Source organism: Penaeicola halotolerans (assembly GCF_016464625.1).
GTDB lineage: Bacteria > Bacteroidota > Bacteroidia > Cytophagales > Cyclobacteriaceae > Penaeicola > Penaeicola halotolerans.
On record NZ_JAEAGO010000001.1, the window covers coordinates 404,418 to 428,721 of the forward strand.

Sequence of the window (24,304 nt, forward strand, 5' to 3'; positions counted from 1 at the left end):
GTCTGATTTTTAAGCTGATTTTCTTGAAAGTGATAAAATATTTTTAATTTTGGGTATAAATTTTAACCAAACTCAAAAAACATGGCAAGTATCAGACACAAAGCACTAGAACTCGTACAGTCCAGAACAAGAGTACCCGTAGTCCCACCAGCCAATAAGATCTCCGATTATTATGGTACAAGCTGTTTCGGCTTAGAGCAGATGAAAGAGTCTTTGGCTCCTTCAGTATTTAAGAAAGTCAGTCAAGCGATCGAAACAGGAGGGAAGATAGATGCCTCTACTGCGGATGAGGTAGCTGCTGCGGTCAAGACTTGGGCCATTTCTAAAGGTTGCACACACTACACGCACTGGTTTCAGCCATTGACAGGTTCTACTGCAGAGAAACATGATTCATTTTTTGATGCACATGCAGGTATAGAGAAGTTCAAAGGAACAGCCCTTGTACAGCAAGAGCCAGATGCTTCTTCTTTTCCAAATGGCGGTATCCGCTCTACATTTGAGGCAAGAGGCTATACGGCTTGGGATCCTACTTCGCCTATTTTCATTTTTGACTCCACCTTATGTATTCCTACAGTGTTTGTATCCTTCACAGGTGAGGCACTAGACTTCAAGACTCCTTTGCTCAAAGCACTAGATGCGGTAGATAAAGCAGCCACTGAAGTCATCAAAAATAACTTTGACCGCAATGTGAAGCGCGTTACAGCTTCTTTGGGTATCGAGCAAGAGTACTTTGTCATCGACCGTGCCCTCTATGCCGCTAGACCTGATTTGGTCATGGGTGGTCGTACAGTATTTGGGCACAATCCAGCCAGAGGACAGCAATTAGAAGACCACTACTTCGGTTCTATCCCTTCCCGCGTGAAGGATTTTATGAAAGAGTTTGAAGTAGAGTGTCTCAAACTTGGTATACCAGTGTCTACGCGTCACAATGAGGTAGCACCTGGACAGTTTGAAGTAGCTCCACTCTTCGAAGAAATCAATAAGGCCACAGACCACAACCTGCTCTTGATGGATGTGATGGATAAAGTAGCCGAAAAGCATAATTTAAAAGTCTTATTCCATGAGAAGCCATTCTCAGGACTCAATGGTAGCGGTAAGCACAACAACTGGTCGCTGATCACAGATACTGGGGTGAACCTATTCCAGCCAAGCAGCAGTGCTAAAGAAAATTTACAGTTCCTAACTTTCTTTGTCTGTACGATCAAAGCAGTACATGACTATGCAGACCTTTTGAGAGCCAGCATCGCTTCTGCGGGTAATGACTTCCGTCTGGGAGCCAATGAAGCCCCTCCAGCAATCATTTCTACCTTTATCGGATCTACCCTCAGCGCAGTATTAGATGAGCTAGAGAAAAATGGTAATGTGAAAGTAGAGAAGGGTGATAACATGTACATGAAGCTTGGTATCAGCAAGATCCCAGAGATCATCCTAGACAACACTGACCGTAACAGAACTTCTCCGTTTGCCTTTACAGGAAATAAGTTTGAATTTAGAGCGGTAGGTTCTCATGCCAACTCAGCTGGTCCGATGACCGCCCTCAACTTGATCGTGGCAGATGTACTACAAGAGTTTAACAAGGCAGTCAATGCTGAAGTGAAAAAAGGTACTGAGCGTAAACTAGCGATCGTCAATGTGCTCAGAAAATACATCAAAGACTCTAAAAACATCCGTTTTGAAGGAGATGGCTACTCAGAGGAGTGGGAAAAAGAGGCAGCAAAGAGAGGGCTTAGCAACCGTAAAAATACCCCTGATGCGCTGGATATCTACACAGATAAGCGCATACTAGAGCTATTTGATAAGCATAAAGTGCTCAACCATATTGAGGTAGAAGCCAGACATGAGATCATGCTCGAAAACTATATCCTCAAGGTACAGATCGAATCTAGGGTGATGGGAGACCTAGCGCTCAACCATATCATCCCTACAGCAGTAGCCTATCAAAATAAGCTCATCGAAAATGCCAATGGACTCAAAGGACTAGGCCTTGATGCTAAATCAGTGATCGAGACGATCCAAGAGATCAGCAAGCACATCGATCAGATCAAGGTCAATGTAGATGCGATGGTCGCTGCCCGTAGAAAGCTCAACTTGGAGCAAGACAGTGTGAAGCGTGCTAAGGGCTACTTCAAAGATGTCAAGGATAAGTATTTTGAAAAGATCCGATATTCTGTAGATAAGCTAGAACTCCTCGTAGATGATGAGTACTGGCCACTAGTAAAATACAGAGAGATGCTATTCTTGAAGTAATTCAATTTGAAAATCATAAAACCCGCCTCGTTGCGGGTTTTTTTATGACCACAAATGATCGTAGAGACGCGATTCATCGCGTCTCTTTTTACAAACAATCGTCTTTTGTCTGTACCACCTTCGTAGAGACGACCTATCAGGGCGTCTCTTTTGACCAGATTGGGTCATACCTGCCTACCCTAGGTATGGTTTACCTCCCATGGGGACGGCCTACCTCCTGTAGGGAAGGGAATTCCTTTAACAGCATCCTGTCTGAGTATCGTCATGGCGAGCCATAAGCGAAGCCATCCAGAAAGATGATTACGGACAAACTAGATTGCTTCGGGACAAGCCTTCGCATTTACCTCCCAAAGGGATGGTTTACCTCCCTTAGGGACGGCCTGCCTCTAGTGGGGATGGTTTACCTCCCGTAGAGATGACCTGTATCTCGAAGGATGAAGGACGTTAAAAACGTCAACCTCAAAAACTCTCTTTGCAAAAGAGGGCTAGAGACAAGCAATAAATAATTTATTAAAATTTTGATACTCTCAAGATTCGAGTAAATTTGTTACTCACTTTTGATGTGATCAACTCGTGCAAACCACTGAACCAATATCGGCTCCCAATACACCAAAAACACATTTTCCTTTGTGCAAAAGGGTAGGGCGGTACAGAGAAGTCGCGATAACTGGTCCACACAAACGCATCATCCCTATCCATCTCAAAGCTTTCATAAAATACCCACTCCACAGTATTGCTTCTGAGGCAGTGAATGCTTAATTATGAATTTGGATAGGAGAGCCCGTAGGTCACAATATGTGACTGACCGGGCGAAGCTGTGCATTACCGCATAGTTCTTTTATCTAAAAAATAAGACGCTAACAATGGAGACGCCCTGTAAGTCGTCTCTATGATGATGCTACTAACGATACAGCCCTGCTGGCAGGAAGCGATATTATTAAAACAACCACCTTATCACCGACCAAATAATACTCATACAACCATTAACCATGTATAAAGATAAAACCATCCTCATCACTGGGGGAACTGGCTCTCTGGGAAAGGCACTTACTGCACATATATTGAGCAAACACCCAGAGATCAAGAAACTCATCATTTTTTCAAGGGATGAACAAAAGCAGTTTCAGATGGCACTCGAATACCCAAGTGATCAATATCCCAAGATCAGGTTTTTTATTGGAGATGTCAGGGATAGAGAAAGACTCAAAAGAGCTTTCAAAAATGTAGATTACGTCATTCATGCAGCAGCGATGAAGCATGTACATTTGGCAGAATACAATCCTGATGAATGTGTGAAGACTAACATCCATGGAGCCCAAAATGTCATAGATGCTTGCTTAGACACCAATGTAGAGCGTGTCGTAGCTCTCTCAACAGACAAAGCCTGTGCGCCTATAAACCTTTACGGAGCGACTAAACTAGCCTCCGACAAGCTATTCATAGCAGCCAATAACATCACTGGTTGGAATCCTATCAAATTTTCGGTAGTCAGGTATGGAAATGTCATGGGCTCTAATGGTTCTGTCATTCCCTTCTTTTTAAATAAAAAGCAAACAGGAATTTTACCTATCACAGACCCTACCATGACGCGTTTCAATATCTCCTTACAGGGAGGCGTAGACATGGTGATGCATGCCTTAGAACATGCTTGGGGGGGAGAGATCTTTATTCCTAAGATACCTTCATATAAGATCACAGATGTGGCAGAAGCCATTGGTCCAGAGTGTACTAAACCAGTAGTAGGCATTCGTCCTGGAGAGAAGATTCATGAAGAGATGATCACGGAGTCTGACTCTTATTATACTTATGACCTAGGTAAATATTACACTATCCTCCCAGCTACCCACAAATGGAAGTTAGCGGAATACATTGCCCATTTTAAAGCAACGAAAGTACCTGTAGGTTTCAAATACAATTCTGGAGAAAATACAGCGTGGGAAACTGTAGATAGCCTTAGAAAACTTATCAAACAACACGTAGACCCTAGCTTCGTCCACTAATCCACACAAATTTTTACGCAAATGGACACTAATGATTTTTTGCTCAAAGAGGAATGTTACCAAGTAATAGGTTGTGCGATGAAAGTGCATTCAGAATTAGGTAATGGATTTTTGGAAGCAGTTTATCAAGAGGCTTTAATGATTGAGTTTTCAGAAAGCCGAGTACCATTTGAGAAGGAAAAGCCATTAGTGATTAACTACAAAGGATCTACTTTAAATAAGCGATATTATGCTGATTTCATTTGCTATGATGAATTGATAGTAGAAGTGAAAGCAACAGATGGTTTACATACTGAGCATACTGCTCAGGTTTTAAATTATCTTAAAGCAACAGGTCATCATGTTGGTTTATTATTAAATTTTGGGACTACTAAGCTTCAATACAAAAGAGTTATTTTATAATATCAGTGTCAATTTGTGATCTAACATTTGAGTCAATTTGTGGATAAACCAATGAACAAAATAATCCCTTACGGCAAGCAGCACATCACCGAGGAGGACATCCAAGCAGTGGTCTCTGCCCTTCAGTCTGACTACCTCACGCAAGGTCCTCAGATCAAAGCATTTGAAGAAGCTTTCGCTCAGTATGTAGGGGCAAGATATGCTGTAGCCGTGGCAAATGGCACTGCAGCACTCCACCTCAATTGCCTAGCCTTAGGTGTCAAAGAAGGACATAAAGTGATCACTTCACCCATCACTTTTGCAGCTTCAGCCAACTGTGTCCGCTACTGTGGAGGAGAGGTAGTTTTTGCAGACATTGATCCTGATACTTATTTATTAGATATCAAGCAGGTGCGACAACTACTCGAAAGTGCTCCCAAAGGAACTTACCAAGGGATTATCCCAGTGGACTTTGCGGGAAGAGCAGTAGATCTAGAAGCCTTCAGAAAATTAGCAGATGAATATGGTCTATGGATCATCGAAGATGCTTGTCATGCTCCTGGTGGCTATTTCGTAGATAGTAAAGGACAGTCACAACACTGTGGCAATGGCCAATTTGCAGACCTCGCCATCTTCTCCTTTCATCCTGTCAAACACATAGCCAGCGGAGAAGGTGGGATGATCACAACCAATGACCCAGCCCTCTACGAAAAACTCCTCATGCTACGCACACATGGTATCACCAGAGAGACAGATCGCTTTACCAATGATCCCGCTTGGGCCAGCGGCCAATCGCCAACAGCTAACCGCCAACCGCCAACAGCTAACCGCCAATATCCAGCCTGGTACATGGAAATGCAGACACTCGGATTCAACTACCGACTCACTGACTTTCAAGCAGCACTAGGTATCAGCCAACTCAAACGAGCAGAAGAGGGGATTCAAAAAAGAAGAGCCATCGCAAGTACATATTACGAAGCTTTTAAAAATATCCCCCAGATCACTGACCGAAACTACGAAGCGGCCAACAGCGAACAGCCAATAGCCAACAGCCAACCGCCAACAGCCAACCGCCAATCGCCAACCGCCAATCGCCAACAGCCAACCACCAACGGCCACGCTTACCACCTCTATGTACTAGAAGTAGCCGACAGATTGGGATTATACAATTACCTTCGCGAACACAATATTTTTGCACAGATACATTATATCCCCACGCACTTGATGCCTTACTATAGAGCATTCGGCTGGAAAGAAGGAGACATGCCACAGGCAGAGACATATTACCAATACTGCATCAGCTTACCGATGTATCCAACACTCACTGAGGAAGAACAGGCTTTTGTGATTGAAAAGATTAAGGACTTTTATAAATCATAATTCATCAACAGCCAACCGCCAATAGCCAACCGCCAATCATCAGTGAATAGAAATTTGTGCATCATACCCGCCAGAGGCGGGAGCAAACGCATCCCCAGAAAGAATATCAAAGACTTTTTAGGAAAGCCTATCATTGCCTATAGCATAAAAGTAGCACTGGACAGTGGCCTATTTGATGAAGTCATGGTCTCTACTGATGACGCAGAGATCGCAGAAGTAGCACTTCTGTGTGGAGCCAAAGTACCTTTCTTAAGGAGCGAAGCCAATGCCAATGACTTCGCCACTACAGCAGATGTACTCAAAGAAGTATTACAGCAATATGCAGCCTTAGGGCAACACTTTGACCTAGCCTGTTGCATCTATGCCACAGCACCTTTAATTAAGGGGAGTAGACTAATAGAAGGGCATCGACTCCTAGTAGATAAAAGCGCAGACACGGTCTTTCCAGTCACTAAGTTCAGCTTTCCGATTACTAGAGCCCTTAAACTAGAGAATCAGAAATTAGCCATGATGTGGCCAGAAAATCTCAACAAAAGATCCCAAGATCTTCCCACTGCTTATCATGACGCGGGGCAATGGTATTGGTTCAAGACTGAGCAACTACTACAGTCAGGTAAGCTATTGACAGATAATACCTTTGGATTAGAGTTGCCTGAGATAGAAGTGCAAGACATTGACAACCATAGCGATTGGAAGCTAGCAGAATTTAAATATGCCTACTTACAAAGCCTTACATAAGCAGACCTTTGAACAAGGCAAGTATGCCCTAGTACCCATCCGCATGGAGGATCGCTACCAGATCATGCAGTGGCGCAATGAACAGCTCTACCACCTCAGACAAGTCAAGCCGCTCACTCCTGCAGATCAAGATACTTACTTTGAGCAAGTAGTCGCCAAACTTTTTGACCAAGAGCAACCCAGTCAATTACTCTTTTCATTTCTAGAGGAAGGCAAGTGCATCGGCTATGGTGGACTAGTCCATATCAATTGGATAGATAGAAATGCTGAGATATCCTTTATCATGGATACTCATTTAGAAAATGAGCATTTCAATCATTATTGGCTAAGCTATATGAGCCTTTTGGAAGATATAGCATTTAGAGACCTTAACTTACACAAGATATACACCTATGCCTTTGATTTAAGACCTCATCTTTATGCTATATTCGAATCCCTTAACTACCAAAAAGAGGCACACTTTAAAGAACATTACTTGTTTAATGGGAAATTCATAGATGTGATTATCCATGCCAAAACCAACCCTTTTTGAGATGAAAATAGAATCTGAAAGATTAGAAATGATCCCTTTTTCTGAAGAATTATTGACAGACAGGATCATGTCTTGGTTTGACAACGAAGATTTAATGAGATACTACACCAACTCCAAGAAAAAAATTACAAGAGAAGAATTACTTGGATCGATTGAAGCTGGTATCAATTCAGGAACGGCTTTTACTTATTTTATTAAGTCAAAAGAAACAGGTCAGATCATTGGAACGACTAAAGTAGGTCCTATTAACCTTGCCCACAAAATTTCTGACATCCCAGTACTCATAGGAGATAAGACAGGTCTGGGAAAAGGAATTGGGTCTGAGGCGATAGTGTTGGGTAATAAATTGGCATTCGAACACTATGATATCAGAAAACTCTTTGGGGGGATTTACGCCAGTAATATAGCTTCGATTAAAGCATTTATCCGTTCAGGATGGGTGGTAGAAGGAGTACTTAAAGGCCATTATTGGAATAATGGCAAAAACGAAGATAGGATTTTAGTAGGATGCTTCAATCCTAAATACTTTACACCAGAAGAAATAGCTGCTGCGAGATATGAAGATTGGTACAAAAATAATAGCTAAGGACGCTCCCGTATTTATCATAGCAGAACTCTCTGCCAATCACAATGGCAGTCTGGAGACTGCCTTAGAGACCATCAGAGCAGCCAAAAGAGCTGGGGCTGATGCCATCAAGCTACAGACCTATACAGCAGATACCATCACCCTAGATTCTGACAAAGAGGATTTTCAGATCAAAGGGACTATCTGGGAAGGCAAAAACCTGTACCAGCTTTACCAAGAAGCCTATACCCCTTGGGACTGGCATCCTGCTTTATTTGAGGAGGCCAAAAAGCAAGGCTTAATCTGCTTTTCTTCTCCATTTGATCCTACTGCGGTGGATTTTCTAGAAAGTTTAGATGCCCCAGCCTACAAGATAGCCTCTTTTGAGATTACAGACATACCTTTGATCGAATACGTAGCGGCAAAGGGCAAGCCCATCATCATCTCTACAGGCATAGCAGAGTTAGCAGACATAGCGTTGGCATTAGATGCTTGCAAGCGCATGGGAAATCATGACATAGCCTTACTCAAGTGTACTTCAAGCTATCCAGCCCCGATAGAAGAAGCCAATATGGCGATGATCAAAGACTTTACAGAACGCTTTGGAGTCATCTCAGGACTATCAGACCACACTATGGGCAGTACAGTACCGATAGTGGCCACAGCCCTTGGCGCCAAGATCATCGAAAAGCATTTCATCCTTGATAGAACTATAGGAGGTCCAGATGCTTCATTTTCGATGGATGAAGCTGAGTTTACCCAAATGGTTCGAGCAGTCAGAGAAGCAGAGAAAGCAGTAGGCGTGGTAGATTACACCTTGACAGATAAACAGCGCAAAGGCAAAGACTTTAGCAGATCGCTCTACGTGGTCAAAGACATCAAAGCGGGGGAGACCATTACCGAAGCACATATCAAAAGTATCCGCCCTGGTTTTGGCATGCACCCTAAGCACTACCACGAAGTGATCGGCTCTGTAGCCAGTCGAGATATGGAAAGAGGAGAGCGGTTTTTAAAACAATAAGATATTGATCTTTAATTCCCTAGAATTTGCGATCTTCTTACCTTTAGTCTTTCTAGCCTATTGGTTTATCTTCAACAGAAGTATCCAAGCGCGCAATGTCTTCCTTTTGGTCATCAGCTATATCTTCTATGGCTGGTGGGACTGGCGCTTCCTAGGGCTCATCGCCTTTTCTTCGGTAGTGGATTACTGGGCGGGTATCCGCATTGCGAGTACCACTACGCTCAAGACCAAAAAAGCTTTCCTTTGGCTCAGCCTTGGGGTCAACTTAGGACTATTAGGCCTTTTTAAATATTTTAACTTCTTCATGACTTCTCTAGCAGAGGGACTATCGCAGCTAGGTATCCATGCAGACCCCTTTACGCTCAATGTCATCCTGCCAGTAGGCATCAGTTTCTACACTTTTCAGACCATGAGCTATAGCATCGATGTGTACAGAGGGCAACTCACACCTACCAAAGATCCTATTGCTTTCTTTGCCTATGTGAGCTTCTTCCCACAGCTGGTAGCTGGACCGATTGAGCGGGCGGTCAACTTGCTCCCACAGTTTGCAGTCAAGCATCGCTTCAGCTACGAACAGGGAGCCGCTGGCATGCGCCTCATCCTTTGGGGACTCTTTAAAAAGGTAGTGATCGCAGACAACTGTGCTATCTATGTCAACCAGATTTTTGACAACTACCAAACAGCCTCTAGCTTAGAACTGATCCTGGGTGCTGTGTTATTCGCATTTCAGATATATGGAGACTTCTCAGGCTATAGTGACATTGCCATCGGTACAGCCAAACTTTTTGGCTTTGACTTGATGGTCAACTTCCGCACACCTTATTTCTCTCGGGACATTGCCGAGTTTTGGAGGCGCTGGCACATCTCCCTGTCCACTTGGTTTAGAGACTATGTGTATATCCCGCTAGGAGGGAGTCGGGTGAGCAAAGGCCGTGCGATCTTCAATACCTTTGTGATCTTTATCGTCAGTGGCTTTTGGCATGGTGCCAACTGGACATTTATCGTTTGGGGGGCACTCAATGCCCTTTATTTCCTACCCTTACTGCTAAGAGGCAAGAATAGAAATAACCTAGACACAGTAGCAGAGGGTAGGTACTTACCCAACCTGAAAGAATTCTTGCAACTCAGCCTTACCTTTGCCTTGACCTGTATCGCATGGGTATTCTTCCGCGCAGAAAATGTCAGTGCCGCTTGGGGGTATTTGGGAGGGATGTTTCAAAATGATTTCACTTTGACTTTAGTTAATAGAAATTTCCACTTTGTGATGCTCATGATTGGAGCTTGGATAGTTTTAGAATGGATTACTAGAGTATGTAACATCCCTTTTCAAAATCAAAGGGGATTGCTCAGAAGGGCTTTTGATTTTGTGCTACTCCTTGCAGTATTGACAATGGGACCTTCAGGTCAAAATTTAGAGTTTATCTATTTCCAATTCTGATGAAAAGATTTATTCTCTACGTTTTGAGTACTATGATTGGTCTATTGATAGTAAACTTTATTGTTTTTTATACTTTAGAGTATCCAAGAAAACAGTACTTCAACACCTTACTTAAGGTAAAACCTAGTGAGAGATCGTATTATTTTTTCTTTGGAGACTCCCATGTTTGGGACTTCATGAATGCGATTGATAATCCAAAGTATCTAAATTTTGCTCATCCCTCTGATAACAGCAAGGATATTTCATCAAAGCTTGGCTATCTTTTAGATCAAGGTATTTTATCTTCTGAAGACACGGTATTTATCCAGTTTGATGCGAATAATTTTACGGCAGTAAAAGAGCAAAGCAATAACAATGATCTGACGGATGATATGAACGATCTAAAGATGAATGCTTGGCATTACCTTCCGCTGCTGAGTAATGATAAGGTGGTGTCTTTTGAGTCTATGTTATCGGTTTATCGATGGTTGAGTGATTATAAACAGCAAGATTATCAATTTGACTCTGCGAAAAGTGTTCGTAGATTAAAGCAGCAATTCGGAGATTTTTCTTATAGTGAATCCGCTAGAGAAAACTATGAAAGCATGATCAATTTGCTTCAAAATCAAGGTGTCAAAACATACTTACTCAAAATGCCCATTTATAAACAATACCTTGAGATAATAAATAAAAATTTCACTTATCCAGATATTGAAGGAGTGAAAATCATTGATTTTTCGAGGGAAAATTTACAAGAGTCAGATTTTACGGATCAGGATCATTTGAATGAAAATGGAGCTAAGAAGATCTATTTGAAACTGAAATCAAATGATCTTTAATTCCCTAGAATTTGCGATCTTCTTACCTTTAGTCTTTCTAGCCTATTGGTTTATCTTCAACAGAAGCATTCAAGCGCGCAATGTCTTCCTTTTGGTCATCAGCTATATCTTCTATGGCTGGTGGGACTGGCGCTTCCTAGGGCTCATCGTCTTTTCTTCGGTAGTGGATTACTGGGCGGGTATCCGCATTGCGAGTACCACTACGCTCAAGACCAAAAAAGCTTTCCTTTGGCTCAGCCTTGGGGTCAACTTAGGACTATTAGGCCTTTTTAAATACTTCAACTTCTTCATGACTTCTCTAGCAGAGGGACTATCGCAGTTGGGTATTCATGCAGACCCCTTTACGCTCAATGTCATCCTGCCAGTAGGCATCAGTTTCTACACTTTCCAGACGATGAGCTATAGCATTGATGTGTACAGAGGACAACTAGCACCTACTAAAGATCCCATCGCCTTCTTTGCCTATGTGAGCTTTTTTCCACAGCTCGTAGCAGGACCGATAGAGCGGGCAGTCAACCTTCTTCCACAGTTTGCAGTGAAGCATCGCTTCAGCTACGAACAGGGAGCCGCTGGCATGCGCCTCATCCTTTGGGGACTCTTTAAAAAGGTAGTGATCGCAGACAACTGTGCCATTTATGTCAACCAGATCTTTGACAACTATCAAACAGCCTCTAGTCTAGAACTGATCCTAGGCGCAGTATTATTTGCCTTTCAGATATATGGAGACTTCTCAGGCTATAGTGACATTGCCATCGGTACAGCCAAACTTTTTGGCTTTGACTTGATGGTCAACTTCCGCACGCCTTATTTCTCTCGGGATATTGCCGAGTTTTGGAGGCGCTGGCACATCTCCTTGTCCACTTGGTTTAGAGACTATGTGTATATCCCGCTAGGAGGGAGTCGGGTGAGCAAAGGCCGCGCGATCTTCAATACCTTTGTGATCTTTATCGTCAGTGGCTTTTGGCATGGGGCCAACTGGACATTCATCGTTTGGGGGGCACTCAATGCTATCTATTTCCTACCCTTACTACTAAGAGGCAAGAATAGAAACAACCTAGACACGGTAGCAGAGGGAAAGTACTTACCTAATCTCAAAGAACTCTTCCAACTCAGCCTCACCTTTGCCTTGACTTGCATTGCTTGGGTATTCTTCCGAGCAGAAAATGTCAGTGCCGCTTGGGGGTATTTGGGAGGGTTGTTCGAAGGTACTGTATACCTATCACAAATCAACTTAGGCAGAAGCATTCTATTTCTAGGATTTATGCTACCTGTCTGGATGGTTTTAGAATGGATCAATAGAAATGATACTTTATTTTCTTGGGTTCAACAGTCTATTATCGTAAGAGGAGTTTATTATATCTTTCTTATTATGTGTATGATCTTATTTTATAGTAAGCCTGTTGGCTTTATTTATTTCCAATTTTGATGAAGCTGTTTTTAAGAAACTTACTTTTCGGAAGCTTAATTATCTTTTTCATGCTACATCTCTTACAAGCTGTAGCGGATTACGGTTTAAGAAGGACTACAGCTTTAGAATGGGGAGACTGGAACAAGCTTTACGCAGGTGAGATCAACGCAGAAGTCTTGATCATGGGTTCGTCTACAGCATTTGTTCAGATAGATCCAACTATTATTGAGGAAGGTTTAGGAATGCCTACTTATAACCTTGCAATGAATGGTCATCGATTTGACTTTCAATATTTCAAGCTAAAAGAGTACTTAAAGTATAATCAAAGGCCCAAGATGATTATACAAGTAGTGGATTATGCTACTATGGATAGTACAGAAAGTTTCTTCGCTCCTCAATTTATACCCTACCTTGATAAAAGAGCAGTAAAAGAAAAGCTAAGTGCTTATGATAAAGATTATCAGTGGTTGAATTTTATTCCTTTGATGAAATACAAAGGTAGGTCTAGAGAATTTTTAAATGGATTTATTTCCATTTTCAATGATAATGGAATATGGGGTAGTTATAAAAAAGGATATTTACCAAGAGAAAATAAATGGAATGAGATTGAGTTTACAAAATATTTGGAACAGAATCCTAATGGACCACCCATAAAATTTTCAAAATATATTATGAATGATTTCACAAGATTTGTAAGGTATTGTAATACTAATGAAATTGATCTTGTATTTATTAAGTTTCCAAGATATCATCAGTTAGATGAGATTACTGATTTTAGTCAGTTTAATTCGTTCTATGATCAATTATCAACGATGCACACAGTAAAAAACTTTGATTTTCAAAGTCAAAGTTTTATTTATAAAAAGAAATATTTTTATAATTCTACCCACTTAAACAAAACAGGAGCAAATATATTTTCAAAAGAAATAGTTGATTTAATTAAAAATCATGACTAAATATTTTAAAGATTTTAAATATTTCTATTCATTTTTAAAATGGAGGTTAGTGATTACGCTACTCCTGAGTATAGTTGTTGGTTTTTTAGATGGTCTAGGGCTTGCTATGTTTCTTCCATTATTAGAGATGATTGGTGGAGAAAGGTCCGTGGATCCAGCAGAGCTGGGTAATATGGCGGTATTGCTTGATTTTTTTGCTTTTTTACATATTGAGATTAATTTATTCAATACCCTGTTGATTATTTTATTCTTTTTTTCAATGAAAGGGGTATTCAAATTCATTGAAACTTATCAGAGAGTGTTGACACAGCAGTATTATATCAGACATATCAGATTGGCAGGAATTGATGGGTTGAAAAATCTATCTTTTTTAGCCTTTATCCAAAATGATGCTGGTCGCATTCAAAATACACTCAGTGGCGAAACAGAGCGTGTAGTAGTTGCCTATCGCTCATACATGCAATCCCTTCAGACTTTGACCATGATCTTGATTTACGCAAGTTTAGCACTATTTGCAAATCCAGGTTTTTCAATTTTAGTGATTGTGCTTGGGGTTATCTCAAACCTATTTTATAGAAGACTTTTTACAAAGACTAAACAAGTATCTAGAGAGATAACAAAGATGTCTAATAGCTATCAAGGACTTTTAATGCAAAATGTTACTTTTTTCAAATACCTCAGTGCAACCAATACCTTAAATAAGATCACTCATAGACTGGAGTGGAACATAGATAAAGTAGAGGGCTTGAATAAGAAGATTGGTTTATACAGTTCTATCATTCAGGCTGTTAGGGAACCAGTTTCTATTTTGATTATTATATCATTGATTTTTGTCCAAGTATATTATTTGGAGGAAAATATTGGGGTGATCATTCTTTCACTTTTGTTTTTCTATAGGTCTTTGACTTATCTGATGGCAGTTCAGAATAGTTGGAATATATTTTTAAGTGTTCATGGCTCTCTTGAAAATATAAAGGCCTTTTTATTAGAACTGAACGAAGGGAAAAAGTCTAATGGTGCAGTAAAAATCAAATATTTAAATACTAAAATAACCTTAGATTATGTCTCTGTAAACTTAGGGGATAAAAAGGTGTTGAATAATGTTGTGCTGACTTTGTTGAAAAATCACACTTACGCCTTTATTGGCAAGTCTGGTGCGGGTAAGACTACTCTGATCAATTTGATTGCAGGACTCATTCCACCTACCAAAGGAAGTATCAGTATAGATGAAATTCCTTTCGAAACCTTAGACAAATCAGCCTATCAAGATAGAATTGGTTATATCACCCAAGAATCTGTCATCTTCAATGATACGCTATTCAATAATGTGACGCTTTGGGCAGAAAAGACAACTGATAACTTAGCTAGATTTGAAAAAGTATTGTCAGAAGCTTCTATTATTGATTTTTATGATGACTTAGAGGACAAAGAAGAGACTATGTTAGGTAATGGAGGTATCAATCTGTCAGGTGGACAGAGACAGCGCATATCCATAGCCAGAGAACTCTATAAAGACATTGATATATTAATCATGGACGAGGCAACTTCTGCCTTAGACATAGAAACTGAGAAAGCCATACAAGCCAATGTCCAAGCCTTAAAAGGAAAGTACACCATCTTGATCATCGCACATCGTTTCTCTAGTATACAAGCGGCTGATTTTTTAGTGATGTTGGATAATGGGCAAATTAGAGATGTTGGAACATATCAAGAAGTTGCTGCAAGATCTGAATACTTTGAAGACTTTAAAAAAGAATTTATATAGCCTATGTCTGATAGCTTAAAGGATTTTTGCAAAAAATATGACAAATCCATTGCGCAAATAGATATAGAACGCTATGGCTTTGGAAAGGAACTTAGAAGATTTGCCAAAATCCCCTCCTTCTTTCCTCTAAGAATTAATGCACATCATGGTATTTATATGTGGGATAAACCACATCCTCGCGAGTATACAAATTCACACCTAGCTATGTTAGTGTTTTCTGAGTCCTATAAAGAACAATGGGATAAATTAAGTAATAAACCATGCTATGTCATCAAACACCCCTTCTTACTGTATAAGAAACGAAACAAAATAAAATATGAGGGGGAAGAAAATAAAGGGTCTGTATTTTTCTTGGTCCATTCATCTACAGATATAGATGCATCTTATGATCCTTATGAGATCATAGAAAAGCTTAAGAGCCTTCCTGATGAGTTTAAACCTGTAACTATTTGTTTGTATTACATGGATATCTTAAAGGATCGTCATTTACCTTTTATAGACAATGGCTTTACATGTGTTACAGCTGGGCACATGTACAATACAGAGTTTATTGATAATTTTTATCAAATTTTAACTAATCACAAATATGCCTTATCAAATCAAATAGGATCTCATACCTTTTATACTTTAGACTTGGGAGTGCCTTTTTCACTCATCGGAGAGGAGCCAAATCATACTATGCCTGATACTTTGACTGAGTATAATGAAAGAGAAAATAGAAAGATCATCCATGTCGATCTATTAAAAGAATTAATAGGAAATAAGCTTAATAAAGAAAATAGGAAAGAGATTGTCGTGTATGCAAGAAATTTTATGGGATATAATTCAAAAATATCAAATAAGAAGATCAAATTTATTTTAATTACAACTACTATTAAATATTATTTTAAAAAAATAATAAAATTTTGAAATTATTACTAGTAAATAATTCTTTTAAGGGATCTTACGAAACGTTTGTAAAGGATCATTTATATTTAATAAAAAATAAATATATTATAACATGTTTAGGACATTCAACTAACGGAGATTATCATGATTATATATTTTCAGGAGTTTATAAATCTTTTTTTAAAAGATTTATTTTTTTTATAAAAAAAATAAATTTAAAAATTTTATATAAATTAAAGTTATCAAGAAATTATTATAATCTATCACTTCCTAACTTAGCCTTTTCTTTGAAGAATGATTTTGATATAATTCATTGCCATTTTGGTAATAATGGGCTGCTTTTTGCAGAATTAAAAAAGAGTGGTTTAGTTACAGCAAAGCTTATTACTCATTTTCATGGGTTAGATTTTACATCTCCTAAATATGATAAATCTTATTATGAAGATCTAGTTAAATATGGAGATATTAATGTTGTAGTCACAAATTATTCAAAACAAAAATTATTAAGATTAGGATTTTCAGATAATAAAATTAAAATTATACCGGTTGGAATTAGAGATGATCAATTTAAATTTAGAATTCCAAACCCTTCAAGTAAGTTAAAATTAATTTTCGTTGGTAGATTTATTGAGCTCAAAGGAATTCATTTATTTGATAAAATTTTATCTACTATTTTGACTAAATATGATTTTGAGTTTGTCTTGACTATTGTTGGCAATGGACCCCTACAACCTATAATTGATGATTTAGTGATAACGTATCCCAATAATATCAGAACAACAGGTAAACTAAATAGAGCTGAACTAATTGAAGAGTTAAGTAATTCTGATATTTTAATATATCCAGGGGTTAGAGATACAGATGGTAGAGAGGAAAATCAATGTGTCTCTATTCAAGAAGCCGGAATGGTAGGATTGCCAGTTGTAGCCTTTAATGTTGGCGGTGTAGCTGAGTCTATTATAAATAGAGAAACAGGTTTTGTTATTGATAATCAAGATATCAACGAATTTTGTGATATGATTAGTCTTTTGAGTATGAATAAGATTAATATAATAGAGATGGGTGTTGCTGCCCGTAAGTTTGTTTCTAAAAAATATTCTTTTGATAATTACTCAAGGTCTTTGAACAATTTATATCAGATATAATGAAAGTCATTAGACTTACCAATTTTTTAGACTTTGGAGGTATTGAGCGAAGACTAGTCAATCTTTCTCATTATCAAGGAACGGAGGTTGAAATTATTTTTATCGCGATTGGTAAGGGAGGAGAGGCTGCAAAATTGATTATTGCTCAAAATAAAGTAGTTAAGATATTAAATTTACCTCATCGAATTCCTTCATGGCAAACAATCAAAGCCCTTAAAATACTTTTTTTGCACTTGAAGCCAGATGTTGTGCATACCTCTGGAGCGGAGGCAAACTTTCATGGAATCTTAGCAGCTACATGGGCTAGCGTCCCAGTTAGGGTTGCTGAGGAGATAGGTGTGCCTCAACAGGGGAAGATAGCCAAACTTATTATTTCTATAATTTACAAACTGTCTAATGTTGTCATAGGTAATGCACAGCCCGTAGTCAACTTCCTGAAAACAAATTATAATCTTCCATCAGATAAGATAAAGCAAGTAGCCAATCCCTTATTATTTCCTGATTTACCACCAAGATCCTTATCTCCAAATCACTTTGAGATCATATCGGTTTCTAGATTGGATCCTATCAAAAATATTCCATTTTTCATTAAAGGTATGGCGAGTATTCATAAACAAATAGTCCAGAAAAATATCCGATATACCGTAATTGGTGAAGGTCCCCAGCGAAATGCATTAGAGGCATTAGTGGATGAATTAAACATCAAAGAGCAAGTAAATTTTATTGGCTTTCAGGAACAGCCACTAGTCTTCCTTAGAAAGTCAAATTTATTTGTTCTCACTTCCTTTACAGAGGGCTTTTCCAATGCATTGGTAGAGGCCATGTATGCAGAAGTTCCTGTATTAGCGACTGCTGTAGGGGCAGCGCCTGAGATCATACAAGATGGTGTAAATGGATTTCTTATACCCAGCGATGATGAGAAAGCATTAGAATTGAAATTATTGGAAATCTTAAGTTTACCCCTAGAGCATTTGGAAGCCATTGGCAAAGCAGGTCATGAGAAGGTCAAAGCACAATTCAGCTTAGAAAACCACATGAAAACTCTAAAGCAGATTTATAGCCTTGGGAAAGATTAGAGTACTCCATGTCATCGAGACCATCAAGTCGGGTGGGGTTGAACGCAGGAGGCTTTCTTTGGCCAAATACCTAGACAAAGAGCGTTTCGAATTGATGCTCATAGGTACCCAAGCCATTGGACCTCTAGTAGAAGAGATCAAAGCTCAAGGTATCAAAGTACACTTAATCGGTAAAGTCAAACATCCCCTGCATTGGGCTAGGATACAGGCTGTCCGAAAGGTGATTCGAGGCTTTCAGCCACACATCATCCATGGAGCAGTCTTTGAAGGTGTTTCCATGGCCTTGATCAGTGGGACGCTTTCACGTGTGCCGATCATCATTGGAGAAGAAACCTCTGACCCCCAAAACAGGTCTAGAAAAGCGGATTACTTATTACAAATTTTAGCCCTAGCCGCAGACCGCATGGTAGCCATATCACCAGATGTAGCCAATTATTTAAAGCTCAGGGCAGGAATACCCACCAAGAAAGTGGTGACTATATCAAATGGGATAGAAAGTCCCAGAAAAGTAGCTGATCAAGAAATCAACCAATGGAAAAAGCAATTCGGGATCGAAGCGACTGATTGTATCATAGGCAGCGTAGGGAGATTAAGAAATCCTCACAAGCGCTTTACGGATATCATTTCTGCATTAGCCATCTTGGATAATTCTCAACTCAAATTATTGATTGTGGGGGAAGGGGTGGACAAAGAATTAATCCAGCAACATGCCCACGATTTGGGGGTGGCTGATCAATTAATTTGGGCAGGATTTCATACAGATACAGCTCCCTTTTATTGCTTGATGGATATTTTTTGCATAGCCTCTAGTCGAGAGGGCTTTGGCCTAGTAGCAGCAGAAGCTATGTGCCATGGACTCCCTGTGGTAGCCACTGCAGTAGGAGGACTCAAAGAGATCATAGTAGATGGGCACACAGGATTGCTCGTGCCTCTATTAGATCCTCCTGCTTTGGCATCTGCCCTAGCAAAATTAATCGATAACCCCAGCCTGCGCCAACACATGGGTCAGCAGGGACGCATCCGAGCCAAGCAGGACTACAGCGCAGAGCGCTATGTCCGAGAGGTGGCTGAGTTATATGAGGATTTGGTGGCTCAGAAAGGAGTAAGTATTTGAATCATACCCTACTATTTGTCGCTTGGGACGGTGCCAGCCTCCAATACATACAAGGCCTATTCCTGCCGATTTTAAGAGGATTACAGCCTCATGGCTATAAGATCAAAGTGCTGCATGCTTCTTGGGCAAATAAGCATGTAGTACAAAGATTACAAGCAGATTTGGCTAAAGAGGGGATAGGGTATGTACCTATTCAGATCAAGCGACAATTTTCGATCATCGGAACGCTTTACAGTCTGTGGCTAATGGAGCGGACTTTAAAGCACATGCTGCAAGCTGGGGACATCACCCACCTCATGCCCCGCAGTACTTTGCCAGGACTCATCACATGGAGACTGCGAAGGCTAATTAAAAAACAGGATATCCAATTGATCTTTGATGCTGATGGACTGCCCCTAGAGGAGCGACTAGACTTTGCAGGCTTATCCCCTCAGAGCAGACAATACCGATTCCTCAAGCGCAAAGAAGGGCAAGTCATCCAACTGACAGATAAGGTACTGACCCGCTCTCAGAAGGCGATTGAGCATCATGCAGCGATTTTAGGTGAGGGGATCAAAACCAAATGCTTCGTAGTCAGCAATGGCAGAGATACCAATGTCTTTCATTACAGTGAGTCAGCAAGAGTGATGATCAGAAAGGATTTAGGGATCAGTGCTGATACTTTACTATTTATTTATGTAGGTTCACTAGGGCCTCAATACGGCTGGGAAGAGATGGTGCAAATCGTCCAAGCTACTCAAAAAAAACAAGCCTGTGCTTGGCTAATCTTAACTGCCCAGCAAGATTATGCCTTGTCTAGACTCTCTGCTGATTTACAAGCCATCACCCAAGTAATGACGGTAGCGCCAGATGCAGTTCCTGATTACCTATCAGCCGCAGACATCGCTTTTGCCATCAGAGACCCTAAGCCGAGCATGATAGGGGTAGCGCCTATCAAACTTGGGGAGTATCTCCTCTTGGGTTTGCCAACCATAGCTTCTAATGGGATAGGAGATACGGAAGTATTATTAAAAGACTTTGATCAAGTCCACCTATTTAATCACAAGCAAACTGATAGGATTGAGCATGTCATTACATTTGTACAAAATATAAAATTATCGGCTGCTGAGAGAATGAGGATCAGTCAAAAGGCTGCACCAGTCTTTAGTTTAGCAGCAAGTATCAACGCCTATTTAAAGGCTTTAAATTAATTATATAATGTCAAAACGTATCTTAATTACAGGGGGCGCGGGATTCATAGGAAGTAATTTATCTCTAGCTTTGATCAAACATGGTTATGAAATTACAGTATTAGATAACCTCTCTCCACAGATACATGGTACGCATCAGGATTCACCCCTTTACTTATCTATCAAGGATCAGGTAAATTTCATACTAGGTGACGTCTGTGATAAAGCTGTATGGGAGAGCACCCTAGCAGGTCAAGACATTGTAGTACACCTGGCGGCTGAAACAGGTACTGGACAGTCACAATATCAATTGGAAAAATATGTGGCAGTTAATAGCATGGGGACAGCTAATTTGTTAGATCATCTAGTGAATAAAAAGCACCAAGTAAAGCGATTGGTGATAGCCTCTTCTCGTGCGATATATGGAGAGGGCAAATACCATTGTTTAGAGCACGGTGACGTCTACCCTTTAGCTAGATCACAAAAGCAAATGGATTTAGGTCAGTTTGAACCTACTTGTCCCATCTGTCAAGGGGCTTTACAGTTAAAGCCGACAGATGAAAATGCGAAAATTCATCCTGCGTCTATTTATGGGATTACCAAGCAAAACCAAGAACAAATGATTTTGAATATTGGGGAAAGCCTAGGGATTTCAGCCATAGCCTTTCGTTACCAAAATGTCTATGGCCCTGGACAGTCTCTTAAAAATCCATATACAGGTATCTTATCCATTTTTAGCACACAAATGCTCAATGGTAATGACCTCAACATCTTTGAAGATGGCTTAGAGAGCAGGGACTTTGTATATATAGATGATGTGGTGAAAGCAACAGTCTTAGGAGTAACTGCCAAGCCTGAGATCAGTGGAATCTACAATGTAGGAGCAGGGATCAATACCTCGGTCATTACAGTAGCCAAGAGTCTTCAAAAGCTCTATGGAACTGAGGTAGCGATCAAAGTAAGTGGTAATTACAGATTAGGTGATATCAGACATAATTATGCTGATCTCAGTAAGATCAAAAAGGAATTAGGTTTTGAGCCAACAGTAAGTTTTGAAGAAGGACTAACTAAATTTGCAGAATGGGTGAAAACACAGCCTCTTCAAGAAGATCTCTACAAGAAATCAATAACAGAGTTGAAGGAGAAAGGACTTTACAAGTGATCACTCCCATATTTGTCTTGGCAGTCAATGAATTCAAACAGGATTCTGGAGGTACTATCCGGATAATAGGGCTTTTACAGCAATTAGTAAACCTGGATAGACCTATCTACCTATTGTCAAATGCAAGTGGAGAACAGTTACTCAGATTCCCTAAGGAAATTCAGCACATACACATCAACCATATTTTTGGAAGAGAGGAGAAGAGAAAGTTTCAAGGAAGACTAGGTGTATTTCCCAATTTTCTCATGAAGAGATGGTATAATGATTTTCTGATGAAGTTTAAAACCATCTCTAAGACTTTTGCATTAGAAACACATGATATATTGACTTGTGAATATTTAGACAATTCACTTGGATACTTCCTCAAATCCAATGGCTTGATCAAGGGTTATGTAAACGATCTACATGGAGTAGCCACATTAGAATTCAAATTTCAAGCACAGTTTGAAAAAAAACTTGTTAGAAAGACGAGCTTTTGGTTGAAATATCTTGTCTCTGATCTCTTAGATGCCAAAGTATGTAATCATGCTAAGGGCATGATTTATGCGAGTGAGTCCATGAAATCATTCTTTCAAAAAACCTATCCTACCTTAGAGAATACTCCTAGCGTCATTTTGCCTTATTTATTAAGTGATGGATTCGATCAAGTAGCTATTGACAAAGAGTTACTGGCTAATCTTGGAGAGAAATTTGAAATAGGGCAAGAAGACAAGGTAATCTTGTTTGCAGGCGGCTTCAAGCAAACAGGCGGCATTCAAGATTTAGTGACTGCATTTGAAAATGTTTACCTTTCGAACAAGGATATCAAATTGATTCTTATTGGGGATGGACCTACTTTCAAAGCAGTACAAGAACAAGTCGAAAATTCCCCAGCGAAGAATAATATTTATTTGGTGGGTAGAACTCCCTATCATCATTTACGAACTTATCAAGAATTAGCTGATATCTTAGTTTGCCCAGACAGACAAAATGTATATTCTGAACTCATCATCCATGTGAAATATTTAGATGCCTTAGCATCAGGTAAACTGGTCATCAATGGGAGTTTTGCCAGTGTGATGGAAATCAATCAAGAGGAAAAATTATCCTTGACTTTTAAGCCCTCAAATATTGATAGTTTAACCTCTGCTTTGACCAAGGCACTCCACTATCAAGAGACCTTATCAAAGAAATATGAAGGGAATTTGAATTATGTACGACAACACTTAACTTATGCTTCTCAAACAAAATCATTTCAATCCCTGTCCAATTTGTTAGCATAAAATGCTAGATATCATCATCCTTTTTTTCTGTTTATTACTTCTGGTTAGTACCAATCGTAAGCTAGCTTTCAAATATAGATTGAGTGCAAAAGCCAGTAGGCATTTAGATTACTTACTAGCCTACCATATATTATTTAGCCTTATCTTTACTTATTATATTTTAACTTTTGGAGGAGATTCTACTGGGTATTGGAGGTTAAACTTACAACAAGTTTATGTTTCAAACCCCTCTCTGTTTGCATATTATGGAGTAAGTACTAAGTTTCCTTTATTCCTAAACTATATTCCGTCTAAGTTATTAGGATTAGATTACATCACTGGAAATTTGCTTTACAGTTTTTTAGGCTTTATAGGGATTCGATTTTTATACTTAATGTATGCACGTTATTACCCACAAGACATCAAGGTTTATGGTATCCGTTTATTTCCATGGTTGTTTTACCTACCCAATATCCACTTTTGGTCTGCTGGGGTAGGGAAGGACACCCTCTGCTTTTGGGGCATTGCTTGGTTTGCTTATGCCATGCAAAATTACAAAAGGAATTTACCTCAACTCATCATAGCTTTCCTCTTTGTGTACCATGCCCGTCCTCACATGGGCTTTATTTTACTAGGCGCAGCGGCAATTGCTGTATTAATTGGCTCAGAAGTAGGAACGGGTAGTAAGTTTATGTTGATCGTTTTAAGTGCTTTTATATTCTTTCTAATTTCAGATCAAGTGTTAATTTTTCTCCAAATAGAAGATTTTTCTTTTGAGTCCTTAGAAGACTTGTCAAGGTCACAGCAAGCTTTTTTAAACAGAGCTAGCGTGGGGTCAGGCATTGATATCTCAGGCTATCCACTACCTATAAAAATACTGACCTATCTGTACAGGCCATTATTTATTGATGCGCATAATATTGTCGCCTTGATCAGTTCGGTAGAGAATTTCATTTACCTACTCTTGACTTTTAAGCTTTTTAGAAATTTTTCCATACAGTCCTTTAAAGATGCACCACTATTTTTAAAGGTGGGTTTGATCACCTTTGTACCCGTGACTGTGGCTTTTGCCAATAGCCTCAGTAACCTAGGGATCACCATGCGTATGAAGAACATGACCATGATTTACCTCTTATTATTCATCGCCTGGGCCATCCACCACACCCGCCAGCAGAAGCTCATCAAAGCCTACAAGCACCGCCTACAGATAGAGAAATTACGCAAACGCGCAGCTGCATAATTATTTATTACTGTAATGTA

21 protein-coding genes are annotated in these 24,304 nt (G+C 39.7%); all 21 read left to right on the top strand.

What is annotated here, in order from left to right:
• Positions 1-81: 81 nt before the first annotated feature.
• On the top strand, positions 82-2,247 hold the full coding sequence (locus I5349_RS01825; protein WP_226389018.1) for a glutamine synthetase III family protein: 2,166 nt from the start codon (positions 82-84) through the stop codon (positions 2,245-2,247).
• 989 nt (positions 2,248-3,236) lie between these two features.
• Positions 3,237-4,247 (top strand): UDP-N-acetylglucosamine 4,6-dehydratase (inverting), encoded by a 1,011-nt coding sequence (gene pseB / locus I5349_RS01830; protein WP_226389019.1) that lies wholly within the window; start codon positions 3,237-3,239, stop codon positions 4,245-4,247.
• 21 nt (positions 4,248-4,268) lie between these two features.
• Positions 4,269-4,649 carry a GxxExxY protein gene (locus tag I5349_RS01835; RefSeq protein ID WP_226389020.1) on the top strand — a complete coding sequence of 127 codons (381 nt, stop codon included), beginning with the start codon at positions 4,269-4,271 and terminating at the stop codon, positions 4,647-4,649.
• Between the two features lie 51 nt (positions 4,650-4,700).
• The gene (locus I5349_RS01840; protein WP_226389021.1) at positions 4,701-6,008 is read left to right on the top strand and encodes an aminotransferase class I/II-fold pyridoxal phosphate-dependent enzyme; all 1,308 of its coding nucleotides are present in this window, start codon (positions 4,701-4,703) and stop codon (positions 6,006-6,008) included.
• Between the two features lie 42 nt (positions 6,009-6,050).
• Positions 6,051-6,746, top strand: a complete 696-nt coding sequence (pseF, locus tag I5349_RS01845; RefSeq protein WP_226389022.1) for a pseudaminic acid cytidylyltransferase — start codon at positions 6,051-6,053, stop codon at positions 6,744-6,746.
• Positions 6,721-7,278, top strand: coding sequence for a GNAT family N-acetyltransferase (locus I5349_RS01850; protein WP_226389023.1), 558 nt, complete (start codon positions 6,721-6,723; stop codon positions 7,276-7,278). Before pseF ends, I5349_RS01850 begins: the two co-directional genes overlap by 26 nt.
• Position 7,279: 1 nt before the next feature.
• The gene (locus I5349_RS01855; protein ID WP_226389024.1) at positions 7,280-7,864 is read left to right on the top strand and encodes a GNAT family N-acetyltransferase; all 585 of its coding nucleotides are present in this window, start codon (positions 7,280-7,282) and stop codon (positions 7,862-7,864) included.
• Positions 7,836-8,864: a pseudaminic acid synthase gene (gene pseI, locus I5349_RS01860; RefSeq protein ID WP_226389025.1), complete on the top strand. Its 1,029-nt coding sequence runs from the start codon at positions 7,836-7,838 to the stop codon at positions 8,862-8,864. Before I5349_RS01855 ends, pseI begins: the two co-directional genes overlap by 29 nt.
• A 4-nt stretch (positions 8,865-8,868) precedes the next feature.
• Positions 8,869-10,302, top strand: a complete 1,434-nt coding sequence (locus tag I5349_RS01865) for an MBOAT family O-acyltransferase (protein WP_226389026.1) — start codon at positions 8,869-8,871, stop codon at positions 10,300-10,302.
• Positions 10,302-11,120 (top strand): hypothetical protein, encoded by an 819-nt coding sequence (locus I5349_RS01870; RefSeq protein WP_226389027.1) that lies wholly within the window; start codon positions 10,302-10,304, stop codon positions 11,118-11,120. The genes I5349_RS01865 and I5349_RS01870 overlap by 1 nt, the downstream gene beginning before the upstream one ends.
• Positions 11,110-12,546: an MBOAT family O-acyltransferase gene (locus tag I5349_RS01875; protein WP_226389028.1), complete on the top strand. Its 1,437-nt coding sequence runs from the start codon at positions 11,110-11,112 to the stop codon at positions 12,544-12,546. Before I5349_RS01870 ends, I5349_RS01875 begins: the two co-directional genes overlap by 11 nt.
• 50 nt (positions 12,547-12,596) lie before the next feature.
• Positions 12,597-13,484 carry a hypothetical protein gene (locus I5349_RS01880; protein ID WP_226389029.1) on the top strand — a complete coding sequence of 296 codons (888 nt, stop codon included), beginning with the start codon at positions 12,597-12,599 and terminating at the stop codon, positions 13,482-13,484.
• Positions 13,477-15,249, top strand: a complete 1,773-nt coding sequence (locus I5349_RS01885) for an ABC transporter ATP-binding protein (protein ID WP_226389030.1) — start codon at positions 13,477-13,479, stop codon at positions 15,247-15,249. The genes I5349_RS01880 and I5349_RS01885 overlap by 8 nt, the downstream gene beginning before the upstream one ends.
• A 3-nt stretch (positions 15,250-15,252) precedes the next feature.
• Entirely contained in the window at positions 15,253-16,158 is a 906-nt protein-coding gene (locus I5349_RS01890; RefSeq protein ID WP_226389031.1) for a hypothetical protein, read from the top strand.
• Positions 16,155-17,282, top strand: a complete 1,128-nt coding sequence (locus tag I5349_RS01895; protein ID WP_226389032.1) for a glycosyltransferase family 4 protein — start codon at positions 16,155-16,157, stop codon at positions 17,280-17,282. Before I5349_RS01890 ends, I5349_RS01895 begins: the two co-directional genes overlap by 4 nt.
• A complete protein-coding gene (locus I5349_RS01900; protein WP_226389033.1) occupies positions 17,282-18,358 on the top strand; it encodes a glycosyltransferase in 1,077 nt (358 codons plus the stop codon). Before I5349_RS01895 ends, I5349_RS01900 begins: the two co-directional genes overlap by 1 nt.
• Positions 18,345-19,472, top strand: coding sequence for a glycosyltransferase (locus I5349_RS01905; protein ID WP_226389034.1), 1,128 nt, complete (start codon positions 18,345-18,347; stop codon positions 19,470-19,472). Before I5349_RS01900 ends, I5349_RS01905 begins: the two co-directional genes overlap by 14 nt.
• Positions 19,469-20,662 carry a glycosyltransferase gene (locus I5349_RS01910; RefSeq protein WP_226389035.1) on the top strand — a complete coding sequence of 398 codons (1,194 nt, stop codon included), beginning with the start codon at positions 19,469-19,471 and terminating at the stop codon, positions 20,660-20,662. Before I5349_RS01905 ends, I5349_RS01910 begins: the two co-directional genes overlap by 4 nt.
• A 7-nt stretch (positions 20,663-20,669) precedes the next feature.
• Entirely contained in the window at positions 20,670-21,803 is a 1,134-nt protein-coding gene (locus tag I5349_RS01915) for an NAD-dependent epimerase/dehydratase family protein (protein ID WP_226389036.1), read from the top strand.
• A complete protein-coding gene (locus I5349_RS01920; protein ID WP_226389037.1) occupies positions 21,722-23,065 on the top strand; it encodes a glycosyltransferase family 4 protein in 1,344 nt (447 codons plus the stop codon). The genes I5349_RS01915 and I5349_RS01920 overlap by 82 nt, the downstream gene beginning before the upstream one ends.
• Position 23,066: 1 nt before the next feature.
• Entirely contained in the window at positions 23,067-24,284 is a 1,218-nt protein-coding gene (locus tag I5349_RS01925) for a hypothetical protein (protein ID WP_226389038.1), read from the top strand.
• The last annotated feature ends 20 nt before the right edge of the window (positions 24,285-24,304 follow it).

Coding starts and splice junctions, on each gene's coding strand:
- I5349_RS01825 (WP_226389018.1), top strand. CDS start 82: ATGGCAAGTATCAGACACAAAGCACTAGAACTCGTACAGTCCAGAACA.
- pseB (WP_226389019.1), top strand. CDS start 3,237: ATGTATAAAGATAAAACCATCCTCATCACTGGGGGAACTGGCTCTCTG.
- I5349_RS01835 (WP_226389020.1), top strand. CDS start 4,269: ATGGACACTAATGATTTTTTGCTCAAAGAGGAATGTTACCAAGTAATA.
- I5349_RS01840 (WP_226389021.1), top strand. CDS start 4,701: ATGAACAAAATAATCCCTTACGGCAAGCAGCACATCACCGAGGAGGAC.
- I5349_RS01850 (WP_226389023.1), top strand. CDS start 6,721: ATGCCTACTTACAAAGCCTTACATAAGCAGACCTTTGAACAAGGCAAG.
- I5349_RS01855 (WP_226389024.1), top strand. CDS start 7,280: ATGAAAATAGAATCTGAAAGATTAGAAATGATCCCTTTTTCTGAAGAA.
- pseI (WP_226389025.1), top strand. CDS start 7,836: ATGAAGATTGGTACAAAAATAATAGCTAAGGACGCTCCCGTATTTATC.
- I5349_RS01870 (WP_226389027.1), top strand. CDS start 10,302: ATGAAAAGATTTATTCTCTACGTTTTGAGTACTATGATTGGTCTATTG.
- I5349_RS01875 (WP_226389028.1), top strand. CDS start 11,110: ATGATCTTTAATTCCCTAGAATTTGCGATCTTCTTACCTTTAGTCTTT.
- I5349_RS01880 (WP_226389029.1), top strand. CDS start 12,597: ATGCTACATCTCTTACAAGCTGTAGCGGATTACGGTTTAAGAAGGACT.
- I5349_RS01885 (WP_226389030.1), top strand. CDS start 13,477: ATGACTAAATATTTTAAAGATTTTAAATATTTCTATTCATTTTTAAAA.
- I5349_RS01890 (WP_226389031.1), top strand. CDS start 15,253: ATGTCTGATAGCTTAAAGGATTTTTGCAAAAAATATGACAAATCCATT.
- I5349_RS01900 (WP_226389033.1), top strand. CDS start 17,282: ATGAAAGTCATTAGACTTACCAATTTTTTAGACTTTGGAGGTATTGAG.
- I5349_RS01915 (WP_226389036.1), top strand. CDS start 20,670: ATGTCAAAACGTATCTTAATTACAGGGGGCGCGGGATTCATAGGAAGT.
- I5349_RS01920 (WP_226389037.1), top strand. CDS start 21,722: ATGGGTGAAAACACAGCCTCTTCAAGAAGATCTCTACAAGAAATCAAT.
- I5349_RS01925 (WP_226389038.1), top strand. CDS start 23,067: ATGCTAGATATCATCATCCTTTTTTTCTGTTTATTACTTCTGGTTAGT.